20 protein-coding genes are annotated in these 18,226 nt (G+C 75.9%); 13 read left to right on the forward strand and 7 right to left on the reverse strand.

All coding sequences use genetic code 11. The annotated features are described in order from the left end of the window. The first annotated feature begins 10 nt into the window (after window positions 1-10). Together H6H00_RS00175 and H6H00_RS00180 are read left to right on the forward strand one after the other, a co-directional pair. A complete protein-coding gene (locus H6H00_RS00175) occupies window positions 11-727 on the forward strand; it encodes a response regulator transcription factor (protein WP_185719379.1) in 717 nt (238 codons plus the stop codon). 11 nt (window positions 728-738) lie between these two features. Next, a complete protein-coding gene (locus H6H00_RS00180) occupies window positions 739-2,373 on the forward strand; it encodes a GAF domain-containing sensor histidine kinase (RefSeq protein WP_185719380.1) in 1,635 nt (544 codons plus the stop codon). Here H6H00_RS00180 and H6H00_RS00185 read toward each other — a convergent pair. Together H6H00_RS00185 and H6H00_RS00190 are read right to left on the reverse strand one after the other, a co-directional pair. Further along, a complete protein-coding gene (locus tag H6H00_RS00185; RefSeq protein WP_185719381.1) occupies window positions 2,366-2,848 on the reverse strand; it encodes an SRPBCC family protein in 483 nt (160 codons plus the stop codon). The two genes, H6H00_RS00180 and H6H00_RS00185, sit on opposite strands and share 8 nt — an antisense overlap. Window positions 2,849-2,884: 36 nt before the next feature. Beyond that, window positions 2,885-4,351: an aldehyde dehydrogenase gene (locus H6H00_RS00190; RefSeq protein ID WP_185719382.1), complete on the reverse strand. Its 1,467-nt coding sequence runs from the start codon at window positions 4,349-4,351 to the stop codon at window positions 2,885-2,887. A gap of 99 nt (window positions 4,352-4,450) precedes the next feature. Here H6H00_RS00190 and H6H00_RS00195 point away from each other — a divergent pair, with 99 nt between their 5' ends. The 5 genes from H6H00_RS00195 to H6H00_RS00215 are packed head-to-tail and all read left to right on the forward strand — an operon-like array spanning window position 4,451 to window position 8,398. Continuing rightward, window positions 4,451-4,756 carry a PASTA domain-containing protein gene (locus H6H00_RS00195; protein WP_221775732.1) on the forward strand — a complete coding sequence of 102 codons (306 nt, stop codon included), beginning with the start codon at window positions 4,451-4,453 and terminating at the stop codon, window positions 4,754-4,756. A 35-nt stretch (window positions 4,757-4,791) separates the two neighbouring features. Further along, window positions 4,792-5,073: a metal-sensitive transcriptional regulator gene (locus H6H00_RS00200; protein ID WP_218601144.1), complete on the forward strand. Its 282-nt coding sequence runs from the start codon at window positions 4,792-4,794 to the stop codon at window positions 5,071-5,073. A gap of 15 nt (window positions 5,074-5,088) precedes the next feature. Beyond that, window positions 5,089-5,295, forward strand: coding sequence for a heavy-metal-associated domain-containing protein (locus H6H00_RS00205; protein ID WP_185719384.1), 207 nt, complete (start codon window positions 5,089-5,091; stop codon window positions 5,293-5,295). A gap of 2 nt (window positions 5,296-5,297) precedes the next feature. Continuing rightward, window positions 5,298-6,203 (forward strand): DUF8832 domain-containing protein, encoded by a 906-nt coding sequence (locus H6H00_RS00210; RefSeq protein WP_185719385.1) that lies wholly within the window; start codon window positions 5,298-5,300, stop codon window positions 6,201-6,203. Further along, window positions 6,200-8,398, forward strand: coding sequence for a heavy metal translocating P-type ATPase (locus tag H6H00_RS00215; RefSeq protein ID WP_185719386.1), 2,199 nt, complete (start codon window positions 6,200-6,202; stop codon window positions 8,396-8,398). The genes H6H00_RS00210 and H6H00_RS00215 overlap by 4 nt, the downstream gene beginning before the upstream one ends. Window positions 8,399-8,428: 30 nt before the next feature. Here H6H00_RS00215 and H6H00_RS32635 read toward each other — a convergent pair whose 3' ends face one another. After that, the gene (locus tag H6H00_RS32635; RefSeq protein WP_185719387.1) at window positions 8,429-8,971 is read right to left on the reverse strand and encodes an FKBP-type peptidyl-prolyl cis-trans isomerase; all 543 of its coding nucleotides are present in this window, start codon (window positions 8,969-8,971) and stop codon (window positions 8,429-8,431) included. A gap of 46 nt (window positions 8,972-9,017) precedes the next feature. After that, a complete protein-coding gene (locus H6H00_RS00225; protein WP_255425493.1) occupies window positions 9,018-9,965 on the reverse strand; it encodes an asparaginase in 948 nt (315 codons plus the stop codon). A 78-nt stretch (window positions 9,966-10,043) separates the two neighbouring features. Between H6H00_RS00225 and H6H00_RS00230 the strand changes: the two genes are divergently transcribed. Genes H6H00_RS00230 through H6H00_RS00240 form a run of 3 tightly spaced genes read left to right on the forward strand, consistent with a single transcriptional unit; the run spans window position 10,044 to window position 11,625 of the window. After that, window positions 10,044-10,406: a YbaB/EbfC family nucleoid-associated protein gene (locus H6H00_RS00230; RefSeq protein WP_185719388.1), complete on the forward strand. Its 363-nt coding sequence runs from the start codon at window positions 10,044-10,046 to the stop codon at window positions 10,404-10,406. Then, the gene (locus H6H00_RS00235; protein WP_185719389.1) at window positions 10,403-10,705 is read left to right on the forward strand and encodes a hypothetical protein; all 303 of its coding nucleotides are present in this window, start codon (window positions 10,403-10,405) and stop codon (window positions 10,703-10,705) included. The genes H6H00_RS00230 and H6H00_RS00235 overlap by 4 nt, the downstream gene beginning before the upstream one ends. Beyond that, window positions 10,702-11,625, forward strand: a complete 924-nt coding sequence (locus H6H00_RS00240; RefSeq protein WP_185719390.1) for a PPE domain-containing protein — start codon at window positions 10,702-10,704, stop codon at window positions 11,623-11,625. Before H6H00_RS00235 ends, H6H00_RS00240 begins: the two co-directional genes overlap by 4 nt. 18 nt (window positions 11,626-11,643) lie before the next feature. On the opposite strand, the gene H6H00_RS00245 is transcribed toward H6H00_RS00240, so the two are convergent. Then, window positions 11,644-13,671 (reverse strand): amylo-alpha-1,6-glucosidase, encoded by a 2,028-nt coding sequence (locus H6H00_RS00245; protein ID WP_185719391.1) that lies wholly within the window; start codon window positions 13,669-13,671, stop codon window positions 11,644-11,646. A gap of 85 nt (window positions 13,672-13,756) precedes the next feature. Here H6H00_RS00245 and H6H00_RS00250 point away from each other — a divergent pair, with 85 nt between their 5' ends. From H6H00_RS00250 to H6H00_RS00260, 3 genes are all read left to right on the forward strand, one after another. Next, entirely contained in the window at window positions 13,757-14,185 is a 429-nt protein-coding gene (locus H6H00_RS00250) for an SRPBCC family protein (RefSeq protein ID WP_185719392.1), read from the forward strand. Beyond that, on the forward strand, window positions 14,178-15,119 hold the full coding sequence (locus H6H00_RS00255; protein ID WP_255425494.1) for a carbohydrate kinase family protein: 942 nt from the start codon (window positions 14,178-14,180) through the stop codon (window positions 15,117-15,119). The genes H6H00_RS00250 and H6H00_RS00255 overlap by 8 nt, the downstream gene beginning before the upstream one ends. 187 nt (window positions 15,120-15,306) lie before the next feature. Continuing rightward, the gene (locus tag H6H00_RS00260; protein ID WP_221775733.1) at window positions 15,307-15,684 is read left to right on the forward strand and encodes a cupin domain-containing protein; all 378 of its coding nucleotides are present in this window, start codon (window positions 15,307-15,309) and stop codon (window positions 15,682-15,684) included. A gap of 9 nt (window positions 15,685-15,693) precedes the next feature. Here the strand turns inward: H6H00_RS00260 and H6H00_RS00265 are convergent, their stop codons facing one another. Beyond that, window positions 15,694-16,716, reverse strand: a complete 1,023-nt coding sequence (locus H6H00_RS00265; RefSeq protein ID WP_185719394.1) for a PHP domain-containing protein — start codon at window positions 16,714-16,716, stop codon at window positions 15,694-15,696. A 15-nt stretch (window positions 16,717-16,731) separates the two neighbouring features. Beyond that, entirely contained in the window at window positions 16,732-18,210 is a 1,479-nt protein-coding gene (locus tag H6H00_RS00270) for a CYTH and CHAD domain-containing protein (RefSeq protein WP_185719395.1), read from the reverse strand. Window positions 18,211-18,226 lie beyond the last annotated feature (16 nt).

The raw sequence follows: 18,226 nt of genomic DNA on the forward strand, positions 1-18,226 counted from the left end.
GGCGGGCACGATGGGCCCGAGGGGGTCGAGGGTGACCGATCGCACACAGGCGCGGGTGCTCGTCGTCGACGACGACGAACGGGTGCGCACCGTCGTGTCCTGGCAGCTGGAGGCCGACGGCTACGTCGTCGTCGAGGCGCCCGACGGCGCCGCGGCACTGGCCCGGATCGCCGACGACCTCCCCGATCTCGTGGTGCTCGACCTGTCGATGCCCGGCGTCGGGGGGCTCGACGTCCTGCGCCGCGTCCGTGACGGCGACGGGTCGCTCCCGGTGATCGTGCTGTCCGGCCGCAGCGGCGAGACCGACCGGATCGTCGGCCTCGATCTCGGTGCCGACGACTACCTGGTCAAGCCCTTCTCCCCCGGTGAGCTCGCGGCGCGGGTCCGCTCCGTGCTGCGCCGCTCGGGGCGCGCCGCGCCGCAGCCGGTGACGCGCGGGAGCGGGCTCGTCGTGGACCCGGCGACCCGGGACGTCGTGGCCGACGGCCGCACGGTCGAGCTGACCGCGCGCGAGTTCGACCTGCTCGCGTTCCTCGTCGCGCACCCGCGGCAGGTGTTCAGCCGGGCGCAGCTGCTCAAGCAGGTCTGGCGCAGCGACCCGGGGTGGCAGGGCGAGGCCACCGTCACCGAGCACGTCCACCGGCTGCGGCACAAGATCGAGGCCGATCCCGCGCGGCCCCGGCGGCTGCGGACCGTGCGGGGCGTCGGCTACCAGCTGGAGCCGTGATGCTGCCCGTCATGCCCGAGCTCGACCACGCCGACAGCCTCGAGCTGCTGCACCGCCAGACCACCGTCCTGGAACTGATCGCGGGCGGCGCCGCGCTGCCGGAGATGCTGACGGCCGTCACGGTCGCGCTGGAGGAGCTCATCCCGGGCAGCCGCTGCTCGGTGCTGCTGCTCGACGGCACCACGCTGCACCACGGGGCCGCCCCGTCGCTGCCCCGGGCGTACTCCACCGCGATCGACGGCCTCGCGATCGGGCCCGACGCCGGGTCCTGCGGCACCGCGGCCCACCTGGACGTCGAGGTGGTCGCCGAGGACATCCTCGACGACGCCCGCTGGGACCGGTTCCGCGTGCTCGCCCGCCCGCACGGGCTGCGGGCGTGCTGGTCGAGCCCGATCCGCGGGCGCCGGGCCAACGGGGCGGCGACCGGGGTGCTGGGCACCTTCGCCGTCTACCACGACGTCCCGCACCGCCCGACGGCCCGCGAGCGGCGGCTGGTCGAGCGCTTCACGCACCTGTCGTCGGTGGCGATCGAGCACGCGCGGCTCTACGGGGCGCTGACCGAGAGCGAGGAGCGGTTCCGCCGCGCGTTCGAGGACAACGCCGTCGGCATGGCGCTGACCGGCCTGGACGGCCGGTTCGGGCGGGTCAACCGCGCCCTGCGCGAGATGCTCGGCCGCGACGAGGACGCGCTGCTCGCCGCCGGGCTCGACTCCGTGCTCGACCCCCCGACCGCTCCCGCGGCGCTCGCCGCGATCGCCCTGTGCACCAGCGGCGACCGGGACTCGGTGCAGTTCGAGACCACGCTGCTGCGCGTCGACGGCGAGCCGGTCCGGGCCGGCGTCACCGCCTCGGTGGTGCGGGGGGCCGGCGGGGAGCCCGTCTACCTCAGCATCAACGTCCTCGACGTCACCGCGCGCCGCGCCGCGGAGCTCGACCGCCGCGCGCGGCGCGAGGCGGAGCTGGCCCGGGAGGTGGCGGAGTCGGCGAGCCGGGCGAAGTCGGACTTCCTGTCCGCGCTGAGCCACGAGCTGCGCACCCCGCTGCAGGCGATCACCGGGTTCACCGAGCTGCTGGGCACCCTCGACCTCACCCCGGCCCGGCGGGCGGCCGCGCTGGGGCACATCGGCGGGGCGTCCTCGCACATCCTCGCGCTCGTCGACGACGTGCTCGACATCGCCGCGATCGAGGCGGGTGCGCTCCCGCTGCACCCGGTCGACGTCGACGTGGCCGGCCTGGTCGGAGAGGTCGTGGACCTGCTCGGCCCGCTCGCCGACGACCGCGGGGTCGAGCTCGTCGCCTGCGCGCCGTGCGGCACGGTGCGCGCCGACCCGCGGCGGCTGCGCCAGGTGCTGATCAACCTCGTCACCAACGGCGTGCGCTACAACCACGCGGGCGGACGGGTGCGCGTGCGGGCCGGGGCGGGCACGATCCGCGTCGCCGACTCCGGACCGGGCATCCCGGAGGAGCACATGGAGCGGCTGTTCGTGCCGTTCGACCGCCTCGGGGCCGACGTCGGCCCCGAGCCCGGCGCGGGCCTCGGGATGGTGCTCGCCCGCGGCCTCACCGAGGCGATGGGCGGGCAGCTCACCGTGGACAGCGCGCCGGGATCGGGCACGACGGTGCTGGTGCGGCTGCCGGTCAGCTGACGGCGGACTCCAGCCGGTCGAGCGTGCCGGCGAGCTGCTCCTGCGAGACCCGCGGGAACATCTTCTCGAACTGCGGGTCCTTGACGCCCGTCCAGTCGTAGACCGAGGTGACCTCGGTGCCGCCGTCGACCTCGCGCAGGTCGTAGGTGAAGGTGTGGCCGCTGGCCTCCATGCCCTCGAGCTTCTCGGCCAGCTCGCACGTCGGGTCGACCTTCGGGGCCCAGCCGACGCGCGCGCCGGGGACGAAGGCGGTGACGGAGTTGACCATCCGGTACTCGCCCAGGTCGTCGGCCTGCATGTTCATGGTGAAGACCTGGCCGATGCCCGAGATCGGCGGCGTGGAGCCCTCGACCCCCTGGATCGAGCCGGCGCCGTCGAGCGCGGAGTGCTGGTTCGGGTCGGACAGGAGCGCGAAGATCGTGTCGGCGGGGGCTGCGATGACCTTGCTCGCCTGGAGCTTCTTGTCGGTGTCCATGCCAGACGGTTACCCCGTTCGGCCCAGACCCAATCCCTAGCCGAGCGTGAACGGGTCGCGCGTGCCGCCCGTCAGCTCCACCCAGACGGACTTGTTCTCGGTGTAGGCGAGCACCGCCTCGGTCCCGTTCTCGCGGCCGATGCCGGACTGGCCCATCCCGCCGAACGGCACGCTCGGCGCCACCACCCGGTAGGCGTTGACCCACACCGTGCCCGCCCGCAGCCGCGCCGCCACCCGGTGCGCGCGGTGCACGTCCTTCGTCCACACCGCCCCGGCCAGGCCGTACGGGGTGTCGTTGGCCAGCTTGAGCGCCTCGTCCTCGTCGGTGAAGGTGACGGCCGAGAGCACCGGGCCGAACACCTCCTCGCGGAACACCGTGTCCGACGGCTTCACCGACAGCACGGTCGGTCGGACGAAGTACCCGCCGAGCCCGTCGTCGGCGGAACCGCCGTAGGCGACGGTCGCGCCCTCGTCCTGCGCGGTGCGCAGGTAGCCGAGCACCTTCTCGTACTGCGGGGCGTTGGCGACCGGGCCCATCTCGGTCTCCGGGTCGTTCGGGTCGCCGAGCCGGATCGTCGCGGCGCGCTCGGCGACCAGCCGCACGAGCTCGTCGTGCACCGACTCGTGGACGATCAGCCGCGAGCCCGCCATGCAGGTCTGCCCGGTGGCCGCGAACACGCCCGCGATCAGGCCGTTGGCCGCGGCCTCGAGGTCGGCGTCGGGGAAGACGATCTGCGGCGACTTTCCGCCCAGCTCCAGGGTGACCGCGTTGAGGTTGTCGGCGGCGGCGTGCGCGACGGCGCGGCCGGTGGCCGTGGACCCCGTGAACGCCACCTTGTCGACGCCCGGGTGCCCGGCCAGCGCGGCGCCGGTCTCCCGCGACAGCCCGGTGACGACGTTGACGACGCCCGCCGGGAAACCGGCCTCGGCGAACAGCTCGGCGAAGCCCAGCGTGGACGCGGGCGAGTGCTCCGAGGGCTTGACGACGAACGTGCAGCCGGCGGCGAGACCGGGCGCGAGCTTCCAGGTCGTCAGCAGCAGCGGGGAGTTCCACGGCGTGATCGCCGCGACGACGCCGACCGGCTCGCGGCGGGTGTAGACGAGGAAGTTCGGGTTCGGCGCGGGGATCTGCCGTCCCTCGAGCGTGGCCGCGAGGCCCGCGTAGTAGTGGTACCAGGAGCCCAGGCCGTTGAGCTGGCCGATCATCTCGCGGTAGAGCTTGCCGGAGTCGTTGACCTCCAGGCGGGCGAGGCGCTCCGCGTTCTCGCCGATCAGGTCGCCGAGGCGGCGCATCAGCGCGGCGCGGGCGAAGCCGGTCAGCGAGCCCCACTCGCCGTCGAGCGCGGCGCGGGCGGCGGCCACCGCGGCGTCGACGTCCTCGGGCCCACCGTCGGGCACCTGCGCCCAGGGCTGCCCGGTGTACGGGTTCTCCGACTCGAACGTGCGGCCGGACGCCGCGTCGACGGCCCGGCCCCCGATCAGCATCCGGAACACCTCGGTCATGCCGTCCTCCTCGCCTCGCCGGGCAGGTTACGAGGCGCAGCGGCGCGATGCACCTGTACCCAGCGGTAACACGGACGCCACACCGGCGACATACTCGACGTGAACCGACGCCGGACCCTCACCGCCCTGCTCGCGGTGACCGCCATCGCCGGCTGCTCCTCCCCCGACCGGGCGTGGGAGATGCCCGGGGTGGTCGGGCAGAACCTGCAGGCCGCGCAGGACGCCGTGCAGGAGCTGACGGGCTTCGCGGTGCGCGTCACCACGCACGACCTCAGCGGCGCCGACCGCAGGCAGGTCACCGACGTCGAGTGGATGGTGTGCACCCAGACCCCGGAGGCGGGCACCGAGATCACGACGGACTCGATGGTCGACCTCGGCGTCGTGCGGCAGGACGAGGACTGCTGAGCGGTACGGTACCCCCCTAGCGTATGCTCGACGGCGTGAACGGATACGCCCAGGACAAGGACGCCTACCTCAAGCGCATGAAGCGCATCGAGGGCCAGGTGCGCGGCATCGCCAAGATGATCGAGGACGACAAGTACTGCATCGACGTCCTCACGCAGGTCTCCGCCGCCACCAAGGCCCTGGAGGCCGTGGCGCTGGGCCTGCTCGACGAGCACCTGCGCCACTGCGTCTCCGAGGCCGTCGCCCAGGGCGGGCAGGCGGCCGACGACAAGGTCGCCGAGGCCAGCGCGGCCATCGCGCGCCTGGTCCGTTCGTAGCAGAAGGGGAACGACATGACCGAGCACACCTGGACCGTCACCGGCATGACCTGCGACCACTGCGTCGCGTCGGTCACCGAGGAGATCACCGAGCTCGACGGCGTCGCGGCCGTCGCGGTCGACCTGCGCACCGGGGCCGTCACGGTCCGCAGCGCCGCCCCGCTCGACGACGCCGCCGTGCGCGCCGCCGTCGCCGAGGCCGGGTACGCGGTGGCCGCCTGACCATGCGCACCGCCACGAAGCTGACCGCCTACGGTGCGGCGCTCGTCCTGGTCACGGCCGGGGCATGGGCGACCGGAACCGCTGTCGGTCCCCTGGGCTCCGCGGTCGCCGATCCCGGCACCGCGGCCCACGGGGACGCTCACAGCGGCACCGTCGCGGAGGCGACCGGACTGCCCCCGGGGCTGTCCACCACCGAGCAGGGCCTGACGCTGCGGCCGGCCGCGACGACGCACACCGGCGGCCCGTTCGCGTTCACGATCACCGGCCCCGACGGGGCGCCCGTCACCGCGTTCGACGTGGAGCACGAGAAGCGGATGCACCTGGTCGTCGTACGCCGCGACGGCTCCGCGTTCCGGCACGTGCACCCCGAGATGGCGCCCGACGGCACCTGGACCGTGCCGCTGGAGCGGCCCGCCGGCGGGAGCTACCGCGCGTTCGCCGACTTCGTCCCCACCGGCGGCGAGCCCGTCACGCTGGGCGTCGACGTGTCGGTGCCCGGCGAGTTCGTCCCCGTCGAGCACGCCCCCGGCCGCACCGCGCAGGTCGGCGGCTACACCGTGACCCTCGACGGCGACCTGGTCGCCGGGCAGGCCTCCCCCGTCACGCTGACGGTCGCGCGCGACGGCGTGCCCGTCACCGATCTCGAGCCGTACCTCGGCGCGTACGGCCACCTCGTCGCGCTGCGCGGGGGCGACCTCGCGTACCTGCACGTGCACCCGGAGGACGGGCCGGCGGGGCCGGGGATCGGGTTCGTCGCCGAGGTGCCGAGCGCCGGCACCTACCGGCTGTTCCTGGACTTCTCCCACGGCGGGGTCGTCCGCACCGCGGAGTTCACCGTGCCCACCGGCCCGTCCACCGGGGCCGGCGCGGAGAGCGAACCGCACTCGCACGAGGAGGGACCCCGATGACCGCGACGCTCCCCGTCACCGAGATCGAGCTGGTGATCGGCGGGATGACGTGCGCGTCCTGCGCCAACCGGGTCGAGCGCAAGCTCAACAAGCTCGACGGCGTGAGCGCCAGCGTCAACTACGCCACCGAGAAGGCCCGGGTGCAGGCGCCCGACGGCGTCGACCCGGCCGTGCTCGTCGCGCAGGTGGAGGCGGCCGGGTACACGGCGAAGCTGCCCGCCGCGGCGCCCGCTCCCGAGGAGGGGACGGCCGACCCGCTGCGCGAGCGGCTGCTCGTCTCGATCGCGCTGTCGGTTCCGGTGGTCGCGCTGTCGATGGTGCCGGCCTGGCAGTTCACCTACTGGCAGTGGATCGCGCTCGCGCTCGCCGGGCCGGTCGTCGTGTGGGCGGCGGCGCCGTTCCACCGCGCGGCCTGGACCAACCTGCGCCACGGCGCGGCCACGATGGACACGCTGGTGTCGATGGGCGTGCTGGCCGCGTTCGCGTGGTCGCTCTACGCCCTGCTGTGGGGCACCGCGGGCACGCCCGGGATGGTGCACCCCTTCGAGCTGACGATCTCCCCGAGCGACGGCGCCGGCAACATCTACCTCGAGGTCGCGGCCGGGGTCACCACGTTCCTGCTGGCCGGGCGGTGGTTCGAGGCGCGGTCCAAGCGCCGGGCCGGCGCGGCGCTGCGCGCGCTGCTGGAGCTGGGGGCGAAGGACGTCGCCCTGCTGCGGGACGGGACGGAGACCCGCGTCCCGGTCGACGCGCTGCGCGTCGGTGACCGCTTCGTGGTGCGGCCCGGTGAGAAGGTCGCGACCGACGGCGTGGTCGAGGACGGCAGCTCGGCCGTCGACGTGTCGCTGCTGACCGGGGAGCCGGTGCCGGTCGAGGTCGGGCCCGGTGACGCCGTGGTCGGGTCGACCCTCAACTCCGGCGGGCGGCTGGTCGTGCGCGTGACCCGCGTCGGCGCCGACACCCAGCTCGCGCGGATGGCGCAGCTCGTCGAGGACGCGCAGAGCGGCAAGGCCGCGGTGCAGCGCCTGGCCGACCGCGTGTCCGGGGTGTTCGTGCCCGTCGTCATCGCGCTCGCCGCGGCCACGCTCGGGTTCTGGCTCGGCACCGGAGCCGGGGCGGCCACGGCGTTCACCGCGGCGGTCGCGGTGCTCATCGTCGCGTGCCCGTGCGCGCTGGGGCTGGCCACGCCCACCGCGCTGCTCGTCGGCACCGGGCGGGGCGCCCAGCTCGGCATCCTCATCACGGGGCCGGAGGTGCTGGAGTCCACCCGCCGCGTCGACACCGTGGTGCTGGACAAGACCGGCACCGTCACCGAGGGACGGATGTCGCTGGTGTCGGTCGTCGGCGACGAGGACGCCCTGCGGTGGGCCGGGGCCGTCGAGGCCGCGTCGGAGCACCCGATCGCGGCGGCCGTCGTGGCCGGGGCGCGGGAGCGCGTCGGGGACCTGCCGGCCGTCACCGGCTTCGCGAACGTCGAGGGCCTCGGGGTGCGGGGCACCGTCGAGGGGCACGACGTCGTCGTCGGGCGGGCCGCGCTGGACGACCTCGACCTGCCCGCGGCGCTCGTCGCGGCGCGGGAGGCCGCCGAGGAGTCCGGGCACACGGCCGTCGTCGTGGCCTGGGACGGCGAGGCGCGCGCGGTGCTCGCCGTCGCCGACACCGTGAAGCCGACCTCGCGCGAGGCCGTCGCGCAGCTCCGCGCGCTGGGGCTGCACCCGGTGCTGCTCACCGGCGACAACGCCCGCGCCGCGCGCGCCGTCGCCGGGCAGGTGGGCATCGACGACGTGATCGCCGAGGTGCTGCCCGCCGACAAGCTCGACGTGGTGAAGCGGCTGCAGGACGAGGGCCGGGTCGTCGCCATGGTCGGCGACGGCGTCAACGACGCCGCCGCGCTCGCCCAGGCCGACCTCGGCCTCGCGATGGGCACCGGCACCGACGTGGCGATCGAGGCGAGCGACCTGACGCTGGTCCGGGGCGACCTGCGGGCCGTCGGCGACGCGATCCGGCTGTCGCGCCGCACGCTCGGCACGATCAGGGGCAACCTGTTCTGGGCCTTCGCCTACAACGTCGCCGCGCTGCCGCTGGCCGCCTCCGGGCTGCTCAACCCCATGATCGCCGGGGCGGCCATGGCGTTCAGCTCGGTGTTCGTGGTGGCCAACAGCCTGCGCCTGCGGGGGTTCCGGCCCGCGCGGTGACCGGCCGATCCCGGCTCAGCCGATCCCGGCTCAGCTGATCCCGACGAGGTCCACGACGAAGACCAGGGTGGCGCCGGCGGGGAGGCCGGGGGGCGGGTTGTCGCCGTAGGCGAGGTCCGGCGGCATCACGATCACGCGGCGCCCGCCGGGGGCCATGCCCTCGATGCCCTGCGAGAAGCCGGGGACGACCTGGTCCAGCGGGAACTCGATGGGGGCGTCGCCGCGCGACCACGAGCTGTCGAAGACCGACCCGTCCGACCACAGCGTGCCGGTGTAGCGGACGCCGACCGTGTCGGCCTGGGTGGCCGCGGCGCCCTCCCCGACGACGACGTCCTCGGTGACCAGCTCGGTGGGCGGGGCGCCGGTGCCCGCGCCGGCCTGGGTGGGGGCCGTCAGGTCGGTGGGGTCGCCGGTGAGGCCGGGGACGCCGCCCTCGGGCCCGGCCGGGGCGGCCGCCGTCGCGGACGCGGACGGCGCGGCGGACGCCGGGGACGCGGCGGGGGCGGCGGTCTCGGCGGAGCCGCAGCCGGCCACCGCGAGGACGAGGAGCGCGGGGAGCAGGAGCCTTCTCATCCGACCAGCAGATCACGCACCGTGCCCGCCACCGCGCCCGGGCCCGTCAGGCCAGGACGGCGCGGATCTCCCCGACCGGTTCGCCGCCGCCGAGCACCGGGCGTCGGCCCAGGTCGTCGGGGACGTCGGCGCCCAGGGCGCGCAGGGCCCCGGCGACCACCACCGGCAGCGGACGCATCGCGCCGTCGAGCACCTTGACCGCGACCGCGCCGCCGTCGGGCAGGGCGGCCGCCCACACCCCCTCCGCCCCGTCCTTGGCGACGAGGCCGGGCACCTCGGACAGGAACGCGCTGACGTCGCGCCCGATGCCACCCACCCACTCGGGGTGCGCCGACATCGCCGCCGCCACGCGGTGCTCGGCCGAGCCCGGCTCGGCCAGCACGAGGCGGGCGAACGCGTGCGCGAGCCCGGTGAGCGTGCACGAGTAGAGCGGGGCGCCGCAGCCGTCGACGGTGACGTGCTCCGCGGCGTCGCCGGTGAGCTCCTGCACCGTCTCGCGCACCGACTCCTGCAGCGGATGGTCCGGGGCGCGGTAGCCCTCGACGGGCCAGCCGGCCGCCACGCAGGTGGCGATCATCGCGGCGTGCTTGCCCGAGCAGTTCTGCACCAGCGACGAGGGGCCGAACCCGTCGGCCCGCCAGGTGGCGCCGACGTCCTCGCCGAGCGGGTACGCGGGGGTGTTGGCCAGGTCGTCCTCGGTGCGACCAGCCCCGGCCAGTATCCGGCGGACCCCGTCGACGTGGATCGGCTCGCCCGAGTGGCTGGAGCAGGCGAGCGCGAGCAGCTCGCCGTCGAGGTCGAGCCCGGCGCGCAGCATGGCGACGGCCTGCACGGGCTTGAGCGTGGACCGCGCGAAGACCGTGACGTCCGGGTCGCCGCGGTGCAGGACCGGCGAGCCGCCGCCGTCGAGGGCGACGAGGTGGCCGCGGTGCACCGACTCCACCGTCCCGCCGCGGACCACGTGGGCCAGGGCCTGCGCCCGATCGTCGATCACGCGTCGACGCTACGTGAGCGGGACGAGTTTCACCGAACGCCCACGGGGCGCGGGCGTCCCTCCGTACCGTCCGCGGGCATGGACGGACGCCCAGGCATCGACGGACGACAGTGGCTCGACAGCTACCAGGACCGGCTCAGCGAGCTCAAGGCCCGCGCCGACCGCGCGCAGGCCGCGCTCGCCGGCGTCGACGGCACGGCGGCGAGCCCCGACGGGGCGGTGTCGGTCACCGTCGTCCCGGGTGGGGCGGTGCGGCGGGTCGTGTTCTCCGAGCGCAGCGAGGCGCTGTCGCGCGTCCAGCTCGCCGCGCTCGTCGTCGAGACCGCGGCGCGCGCGCAGGCCGAGGCCGACCGGCGGGTGACCGAGGCCGTCGCCCCGCTGCTCGGCGACGACAGCGAGGCGATGCGGGTGATCCGCTCGTACCGGGGGGCCGGGTCGTGAACGCCGACTCCGGGTTCCGCCTCGGTGACCTGGGGCCGCACATCGGGTTCGTCGAGGGGTCCGTCGCCGAGCCGATGCGGCTCGCCACCGGGGCCGGGCGGCCGCTCGACCCGCTCTCCTACGGCGTCGTCGGGCAGGTGTTCGCCCTCGCCGTCGGGGTGGCGGCGGGCATCGGCGCGCACGCGGTCCGCGGCCTGGCCGACGAGTCGGACGGCTTCGTCGTCGGGCTCCGCGCCACGCGCGCCGCCTACGAGCACGCCGAGCGGGTCACCGCCGAGCTGTTCCGGCCGCCGCGGTGACCGCGCCGAACCCGCTGATCGTCGAGGCGGAGAACGAGGACGCCCAGCCCCTGGACAACTGGGAGGGCGCCGGAGCCGCGTCGAGCGTCGCCGACATGAACGCGGCGTGGGCGCGCGACGACCCCGACCTCCTGCAGATCGGGTTCACCACCGCCGGGGCCGCGCTCGACGGGCTGGACGCGGTGATGCACCCGCTCGACGCCCTCGCCACCTCCGCCGTCGGCTGGCTCATCGAGCACGTCTGGTGGCTGCACGAGCCGCTCGACGCCCTCGCCGGTGACCCGACGCAGATCAAGGCCCAGGCGCAGACCTGGCACAGCGTCGGCGCGCAGCTCTCCGCGGTGGCCGCCGGGTACCGGTCCGAGCTCGCCGGCGGCTCCCCGGACTGGGAGGGGGCCGCGGCCGACGCCTACCGCGCCGCGGTCACCGACTACGCCACCCGCCTCGACGACGTCGCCGCGATGGCCGAGCGCCTGTCGTCGGTGATCCTGGTGTCCGGTGCCGGGGTCGCGGCGATGCGCTCCTGGATCCGCGACCGGATCGCGGAGTTCGTGTGGCTCGTCCTGCAGCTGCTGCTCTGGTCGGGCGTGCTCGCCTTCCTCACCGCCGGTGGATCGCTCGCCGCCGCGGCGGTGCAGGCGATCGTGCGGGCGGAGCGGCTGGCGCGCTCGTTCGTCCGGCAGATCTCCCGCCTGCTCGACACCCTCGACGCCTCCGGCCGCACCGCCCACCAGCTGGTCTCGGCGATGCGCGACACCGTGGCGCAGGTCCGCGCCGCTGCCCCCCTCCTCCACACGACGGGCGAGGGGGTCCTGAGCGGTGCCGACGCGGTCCGCGCCGCGGAGGTGATCGAGACGGGCAAGCAGCTGACCAACTCCGCGCAGGACCGTCGGAACTGGGACACCCCCTCCCCCGGCTGATCGCGGGCGCGGCCCTTCCTACCCGGCGACCTCGACCCGCAGACCGGACGCATGCGAGCAGTGGACCACCCGCCCGCCGCGATCGAGGGAGACGTCCAACGCGCCCCCACCGACCACCAGACCCCGAACGTGCAGCTCCCCCACCGGGCTCGGCGACGGCGGCGCCACCCGCACCACCCCGGCGGGCACGTCCACGGTCAGCCCGAGCAGCGCCGTCACCAGCCCCACCACCGACGCCGCCGCCCACGCCTGCGGCCGGCACGACGCCGGGTACGGCACCGGCGAGGCCACCTCGTCGCTCCCGAACCCGGCGAACAGCTCGGGCAGCCGCCCGTCGAACCCGTCGGCGGCGTCGAGCAGGGCCACCCCGAGCGCCGCCGCCCGGTCGCCCTGCCCGGACCGCTGCAGCCCCCGCACCACGACGGCGGTGTCGTGCGGCCACACCGACCCGCAGTGGTACGACAGCGGCGAGTACCCACCGGCCCCCGCCGACATCGTGCGCAGCCCGTACCCGCTCGCCATGTCGGGGCCCGCCAGCCGCCGCCCGATCTCCGACGACTCCTCCGCCGACACGAGCCCGGTGCCGAGGAGGTGGCCGATGTTGCTGGTCAGGGCGTCGACGGGGGTCTTGCGGCCGTCCAGGGCCAGCGCCGGGAACGGGCCGTCGCCGTCGGACACCCAGAACGCGCCGCGGAACCGGTCGCGCAGCGCGGCGGCGCGGGCGAGCCAGGGGGCCGGGTCCCCGTCGTCGAAGGCGGTCAGCAGCTCGGCCCCCGCCACCAGCGCCTCGTGGACGTACCCCTGCACCTCGCACAGCGCGACGGGGCCCTCGGCGACCGCCCCGCCCGCGAACCGCACGGCGTCCGCGGAGTCCTTCCACCCCTGGTTGGCCAGGCCCCGACCGGAGTCGTCGAAGTACTCGGTGAACCCGTCGCCGTCGCGGTCGGCGTCGTCGCGGATCCAGCCCAGGGCCGCGTGCAGATGCGGCAGCAGGGCGCGCACCTCCGCGGCGGGGAGCCCGTGCCGCCAGGCGTCGCGCAGCAGGCAGACCCACAGGGCGGTGGCGTCGACGGTGCCGTAGTAGCGCGACGGGAGCAGCATCGTGCCGTGGGCGGCCTCCCCGCGCCGGCGCTCGTGCAGGATCTTGCCGGGCTGCTCGCCGGTGGCCGGGTCGGAGCGGGTGCCCTGCGCGCGGGCCAGCGTCCGCAGCGTGCCCCCGGCCACCCCGACGTCGACGGGGAGCAGCAGGGTGGCCGTCCACAGGGAGTCGCGGCCGAACAGGGTGAGGTACCACGGGGCGCCTGCGGCGGCGAACACGTCGTCGGGGTGGTCGGGCTCCGCGACGAGCAGGGCGTCGAGGTCGTCGAGGGCGCGGTCGAGCAGCCGGGCGAGCCGGGGGTCGCCCGCCTCGACGGACGGGCGCGTCAGGGTCCGGGTGGCGCCGACCACCACGGGACGGTCGTCGGACGCCGCCAGCGTCCAGCGGAACGCGGCACTGCTGCGCGGCCCCAGCCGGACCGGCCAGGTGATCGAGGCCCCGTCGCCGCGGGCGCGCAGCGCGGCCCCCGGCGCGGTCAGCACCACCCCGGGCCACCGGACGTCGGGGCCGATCTGCGGGACGACCGCGACGGTCGCCCCTCCCGCCTTCACGACCTCGATCGGCGCGAGGTCGGCCGACACCGCCAGCTCCAGGTCGGCGCGCACCTCGCGGTCGCTGCGGTTGACCACCCGCAGCACCTCGGCCATCGCGCCGGGGCGCACCGTCCGGTCGCGGCGCAGCCACACCGTCGGGTCCGCGACCGGGTCGCCGTGGTCGCGCAGCAGCCCGACGACGTGCTCGGCCGCCGCCCCGTCGACGCCGTGGGCCACCGGCTCCGGCTCGGCCCCGTCGACCGTGACGACGGCCCGGGCCAGCACCCGGACGTCGCCGTGGAACACGCCCTGGGTGCCGGCGGCCCGGATCTGGCCGTCCCGGCCGGCGAGGCACAGGGTGGGGGCCGCGAGGGTGACGGCGAGGTCGTGCAGCAGCGGCTGCCGGGAGGCCATCCGCCGATGGGAGCGACCCGGTGCGGCCCGTGTCAACCCGTCGGCGTCGCGCGACCGCTGCCGGGCGTGCGGCAGGATGGCGGCCATGGCACAGGTGACGGCAACGGCCGAGCGCACGATCGACGCCCCCGCGGAGCAGGTCAGCACGGCGCTCGGCGACTACGAGACGGTCCGCCCGACGATCCTCACCGAGCACTACTCGGAGTACCGGACCGAGCCCGACGGGCGGGTGCACTGGAAGCTCGCCGCCACCGAGAAGCGGGTGCGCGACCAGCTCGTCGCCGTCGAGAAGCCCGACGCCACCACCATCGTCGAGCGCGACGCGAACTCCTCGATGGTCACCACGTGGACGGTCACCTCCGAGGGCACGCACCGCAGCACGGTCCGGGTCGTCACCACGTGGAAGGGCGCGGGCGGCATCGGCGGGTTCTTCGAGCGGACGTTCGCGCCGAAGGGTCTGCGCCGCATCCACGAGGGCGTGCTCGCGAACCTCGACGGCGTCGTGCGTGGCTGAGACCGGCATCGTCGCCGTCGCGGGCGAGGCGCTCGTCGACCTCGTCCCGGCCCCCGTCGGCGGCTACCTGGAGATCGCGCCCGGCGGGAGCCCGGCGAACGTCGCGGTCGGGCTGGCCCGGCTCGGGGTCCCGGCGCGGATGCTGGCGCGGCTGGCCGACGACCCGCTGGGCCACCGGATGCGCGCGCACCTCGCCGACAACGGCGTCGCGCTGGACCACACGGTCGCGGCCGTCGAGCAGACCTCGATGGCGCTGGTCACCGTCGACGACGACGGGGTGCCCAGCTACGACTTCCGCGTCGACGGCACCGCCGACTGGCAGTGGACCGACGCCGAGCTCGCCGACGCACTCGACGGACCGGTCGTCGCCGTCCACTCCGGCTCGCTCGCGCTGACCACCGCCCCCGGCGACGGCCCGCTGCGCGCGCTGCTGGAGCGCGCCGCGGCCACCGCGACCGTCAGCTACGACCCGAACTGCCGCCCGCTGCTCATGGGCGACCCGGCCGTCGTGCTGGAGGGGGTGCACGCGCTGCTCGCCGTGGCCGACGTCGTGAAGGTCAGCTCGGAGGACCTGGAGTGGCTCGGCCTCACCCCGGAGGCCGCGCTGGAGGACTGGCTGACGCGCGGGCCCGCGGTCGTCGCGATCACCCTGGGCGGCGACGGCGTCCTCGCCGGGACGGCCTCCGGGCTGCGCACGCGGCGCCCGGGCGTCCCGGTGACGGTGATCGACACCGTCGGTGCGGGCGACACCTTCTCCGCGGCCCTGCTCGCCGGGCTGCACGGGCGGGGGCTGCTCGGGGCCGCGCACCGCGCGGAGCTGCGGGCCCTGGACGGCGCCGTCCTCGACGCCCTGCTCGAGTTCGCCGCACGGGCCGCGGCGATCACCTGCTCGCGGCGCGGGGCCGACCCGCCGAGGGCTGCGGAGCTGGCCTGACCCGGCGGCCGGTGTGAAACGTGGGTGGGACGACGACGCCCCAGATCTTTTCGCCGCCGCCCCACCCACGGGCCCGCCGTAAGGCCTCCACGATCATCGACCGCGCAGGGTCCCCGGCGCCACCTCGGCCACCGGTTCGGGCGGCCCTCCATCGGGTCGGCGCGTCGCGTTGCGTCAGAATCACGGGGTGTCGATTCCCCCGGAAGTCGCAGCTCACGGCCTCGCACCCCACCCCGAGGGCGGCTGGTACCGGCGCACCTGGACCTCCCCGGTGCGGGTCGACACGCCGGGCGGGACGCGCCCGAGCGCCACGGCGATCCTCTACCTGCTCGACGCGGTCTCGGCCCGGCACCGCGTCGCCTCGGCGGAGCTGTGGCTGTGGCACACGGGATCGGCGGTGGAGCTGACCGTCGACGGGCGGCCGACCGTCCTCGACGCCGCCACCCCGCAGCGGACGGTGCCCGCGCACGCCTGGCAGTCGGCCCGCCTCCTCGGCCCCGATCCGGCCCTGGTCAGCTGCGTGGTCTCCCCCGGCTTCGACTTCGCCGACTTCGAGCTGGCCTGAGCGCGGGGGTCAGGCGCGGGTGCGGTCCAGGAGCTCCTCGACCGGCCAGGTGTTGAGGACGCGCTCGGGCGGCACCGCGCAGGCCACGGCGCGCTCGCAGCCGTTGCCGAGCCAGTCGAGCTGGCCGGGGGCGTGGGCGTCGGTGTCGATCGTGAACTCGCAGCCCGCCTCGACGGCCAGGCGCAGCAGCCGCTTGGGCGGGTCGAGCCGCTCGGGCCGGGAGTTGACCTCCACCGCCACCCCGTACTCGGCGCACGCGGCGAAGACGCGCTCGGCGTCGAACTCCGACTCCGGGCGCTTGCGGGTGCCCGTCACCATCCGGCCCGTGCAGTGCCCCAGCACGTCGACGTGCGGGTTCGCGACGGCCGTCAGCATCCGCTCGGTCATCTCCGCCCGCGGCATCCGCAGCTTGGAGTGCACGCTGGCGACGACGACGTCGAGCTGGTCGAGCAGCTCCGGGTCCTGGTCCAGCGCGCCGTCGTCGAGGATGTCGACCTCGATGCCGGTGAGGACGCGGAAGTCGGTCAGCTCGGCGTTGAGCTCGCCGATCTGCTCCAGCTGCGCGCGCAACCGCTCCGGCGAGAGCCCGTTGGCCACCGTCAGGCGCGGCGAGTGGTCGGTGACGACGAGGTAGGAGTGCCCGAGCGAGCGCGCCGTCTCGACCATCTCGCGCAGCGGCGAGCCGCCGTCGGAGGCGTCGGTGTGGCTGTGGCAGTCGCCGCGCAGCGCGTCCTTCAGGGCGAGCGCGGCTGCGTCGAGCGGCGTGCCCTCCGTGGCCTCCAGCCGGCGCAGGTACACCGGTTCCTCGCCGGTGAGCGACTCGACGACGCACCGCGCCGTCACCTCGCCCACCCCCTTGAGCCGCACCAGCTCACCGGACAGCGCGAGCCGCGTCAGCTCCTCGCGCGGCTGCTTCGCCAGCACGGCGGCGGCGGTGCGGAACGCGCGCACGCGGTAGGTCGACTCGTGCGCGCGCTCCAGCAGGAAGGCCACCCGGCGCAGGTCGGCCACGGGGTCGCGGTCCTCGCTCACGGGGGTGATCCTGCCCTACTTCCGCCCGCGCACACCCGCCCACAGCTGCGGCAGGTCGCGCTCGATCCGCACGGCCCGCTCGACGTCGCGACCCAGCAGCACGCCGAAGCTGAACCCGTTCTCGCCGCTCGCGTGCGCCGCGGCCCCCAGCTCGCGCAGCGCCGTGGCGGCGACGACCGCGTCCTGGTGCTCCCCCAGCGCCTTCTGCAGGCGCTTGAGGCTCCTGTCCTTCGTGCCCGCCACCTCCGTGGCGTAGCGCAGGCGCTTGCCCGCCTTGCGCGCCGCGTGCACGGCCTCGGTCTGTTCCGGGCCGGGTGCCACCGCGGCGTCGACGGCCTTCGCGAGCCGCTTCGTCGCCCGGGCCACCCCGGTCCTCAGCCCGGACTTCCCGCGGGCCGCCCGCGTCAGCGGCGGCTCCTCCAGGAGTGCCTCGAGCGCGCCGCGCAGGGCGGCGTAGCGGTCACCGTCGAGCTCGGTCAGCACGGCGGCGCGGGCCTCGGCCTCGACGCGGGCGAAGTGCCGCGTCGCGAACGCCTCGGCGTGGCCCAGCCGCAGCTCGGGCGGCAGGTCGGCCAGGCCGGCGAGCACGCGCTCGCGGAGCACCTCGGCGTCGCGGGCGGGCGCGAGGGCCTGCCCGAACCGGCGCAGCGCCTCGACGACGGGCTCGGTGCGTTCGACGTCGAGCAGCGGGCGGTAGGCCTGCAGCGCGCTGCGCAGCCGCCGCGAGGCGACCCGCAGCTGGTGGACGGCGTCTGGCTCGTCGCGGCGCACGCGCAGGTCCTCCGCGGCGAGGCGGTCGGCCTGCGTCGCGACGTAGGCCATGAGCGCGGCGCCGGCGGACCCCTTCTTCCCGGCCCGGGCCCGGCGGGCGGACGCGGGGCGCAGCAGCCGGTCCAGCGCGGCGTCGACGCCGGGTGCGGCGGGGGTCAGCCCGGACTCGGCGAGGCGGTCGAGGAGGCCCTCCGGGGCGCCGGGCCGCAGGTCGAGCGCGGCCTCGGTCCAGGTGCGGACGTCGGTGGAGCGGCCCAGCGTGGCCACGGAGACGTGGTCGTGCACGACCTCGGCGAGGACGGAGTCGTCGGCGGCCAGCAGGCGGGTCACCGCACGCGTGGTGCGGGCGCGGCCCACGGGGCGCACCGCGCGGTCCCGGGCGGCGCCGCGGATCAGCTCGTCGATCTGCGCGGGCACCGGGGCCGGCTCGGCAACGTCGGCCGCGACGGGCACGCGCAGGCGCTCGTCCCGGTCGCCGTCGGGCAGGTCGAGGTGCCACTGCGCCGAACCCCCGGGGGCCCGTCCGTCCCCGCGGTGCAGCGACAGCGTGATCCCGGCCGCGGCGAGGCGCAGGTCGTCGGTGTCGTAGCGCTCGACCTCGAGCACCACGACCGGCGACGACTCCTCGCGGTCCACCCCCGGCAGCCCGGCCAGCCGCGGCGACCCGGCCTCGGCGGCTCCGCGGAAGTGCAGGGGCGTGGGCGGGGCGGTCGTCTTCGGCATTGCACCGGAGTGCCCG

The sequence above is a fragment of the Pseudonocardia petroleophila genome (assembly GCF_014235185.1).
GTDB lineage: Bacteria > Actinomycetota > Actinomycetes > Mycobacteriales > Pseudonocardiaceae > Pseudonocardia > Pseudonocardia petroleophila.

What these genes read in the sequence shown, in the direction of transcription:
- H6H00_RS00175 (WP_185719379.1), top strand. Translation starts at nt 11, where the DNA reads ATGGGCCCGAGGGGGTCGAGGGTGACCGATCGCACACAGGCGCGGGTG.
- H6H00_RS00180 (WP_185719380.1), top strand. Translation starts at nt 739, where the DNA reads ATGCCCGAGCTCGACCACGCCGACAGCCTCGAGCTGCTGCACCGCCAG.
- H6H00_RS00185 (WP_185719381.1), bottom strand. Translation starts at nt 2,848, where the DNA reads ATGGACACCGACAAGAAGCTCCAGGCGAGCAAGGTCATCGCAGCCCCC.
- H6H00_RS00190 (WP_185719382.1), bottom strand. Translation starts at nt 4,351, where the DNA reads ATGACCGAGGTGTTCCGGATGCTGATCGGGGGCCGGGCCGTCGACGCG.
- H6H00_RS00205 (WP_185719384.1), top strand. Translation starts at nt 5,089, where the DNA reads ATGACCGAGCACACCTGGACCGTCACCGGCATGACCTGCGACCACTGC.
- H6H00_RS00210 (WP_185719385.1), top strand. Translation starts at nt 5,298, where the DNA reads ATGCGCACCGCCACGAAGCTGACCGCCTACGGTGCGGCGCTCGTCCTG.
- H6H00_RS00215 (WP_185719386.1), top strand. Translation starts at nt 6,200, where the DNA reads ATGACCGCGACGCTCCCCGTCACCGAGATCGAGCTGGTGATCGGCGGG.
- H6H00_RS32635 (WP_185719387.1), bottom strand. Translation starts at nt 8,971, where the DNA reads ATGAGAAGGCTCCTGCTCCCCGCGCTCCTCGTCCTCGCGGTGGCCGGC.
- H6H00_RS00230 (WP_185719388.1), top strand. Translation starts at nt 10,044, where the DNA reads ATGGACGGACGCCCAGGCATCGACGGACGACAGTGGCTCGACAGCTAC.
- H6H00_RS00245 (WP_185719391.1), bottom strand. Translation starts at nt 13,671, where the DNA reads ATGGCCTCCCGGCAGCCGCTGCTGCACGACCTCGCCGTCACCCTCGCG.
- H6H00_RS00250 (WP_185719392.1), top strand. Translation starts at nt 13,757, where the DNA reads ATGGCACAGGTGACGGCAACGGCCGAGCGCACGATCGACGCCCCCGCG.
- H6H00_RS00270 (WP_185719395.1), bottom strand. Translation starts at nt 18,210, where the DNA reads ATGCCGAAGACGACCGCCCCGCCCACGCCCCTGCACTTCCGCGGAGCC.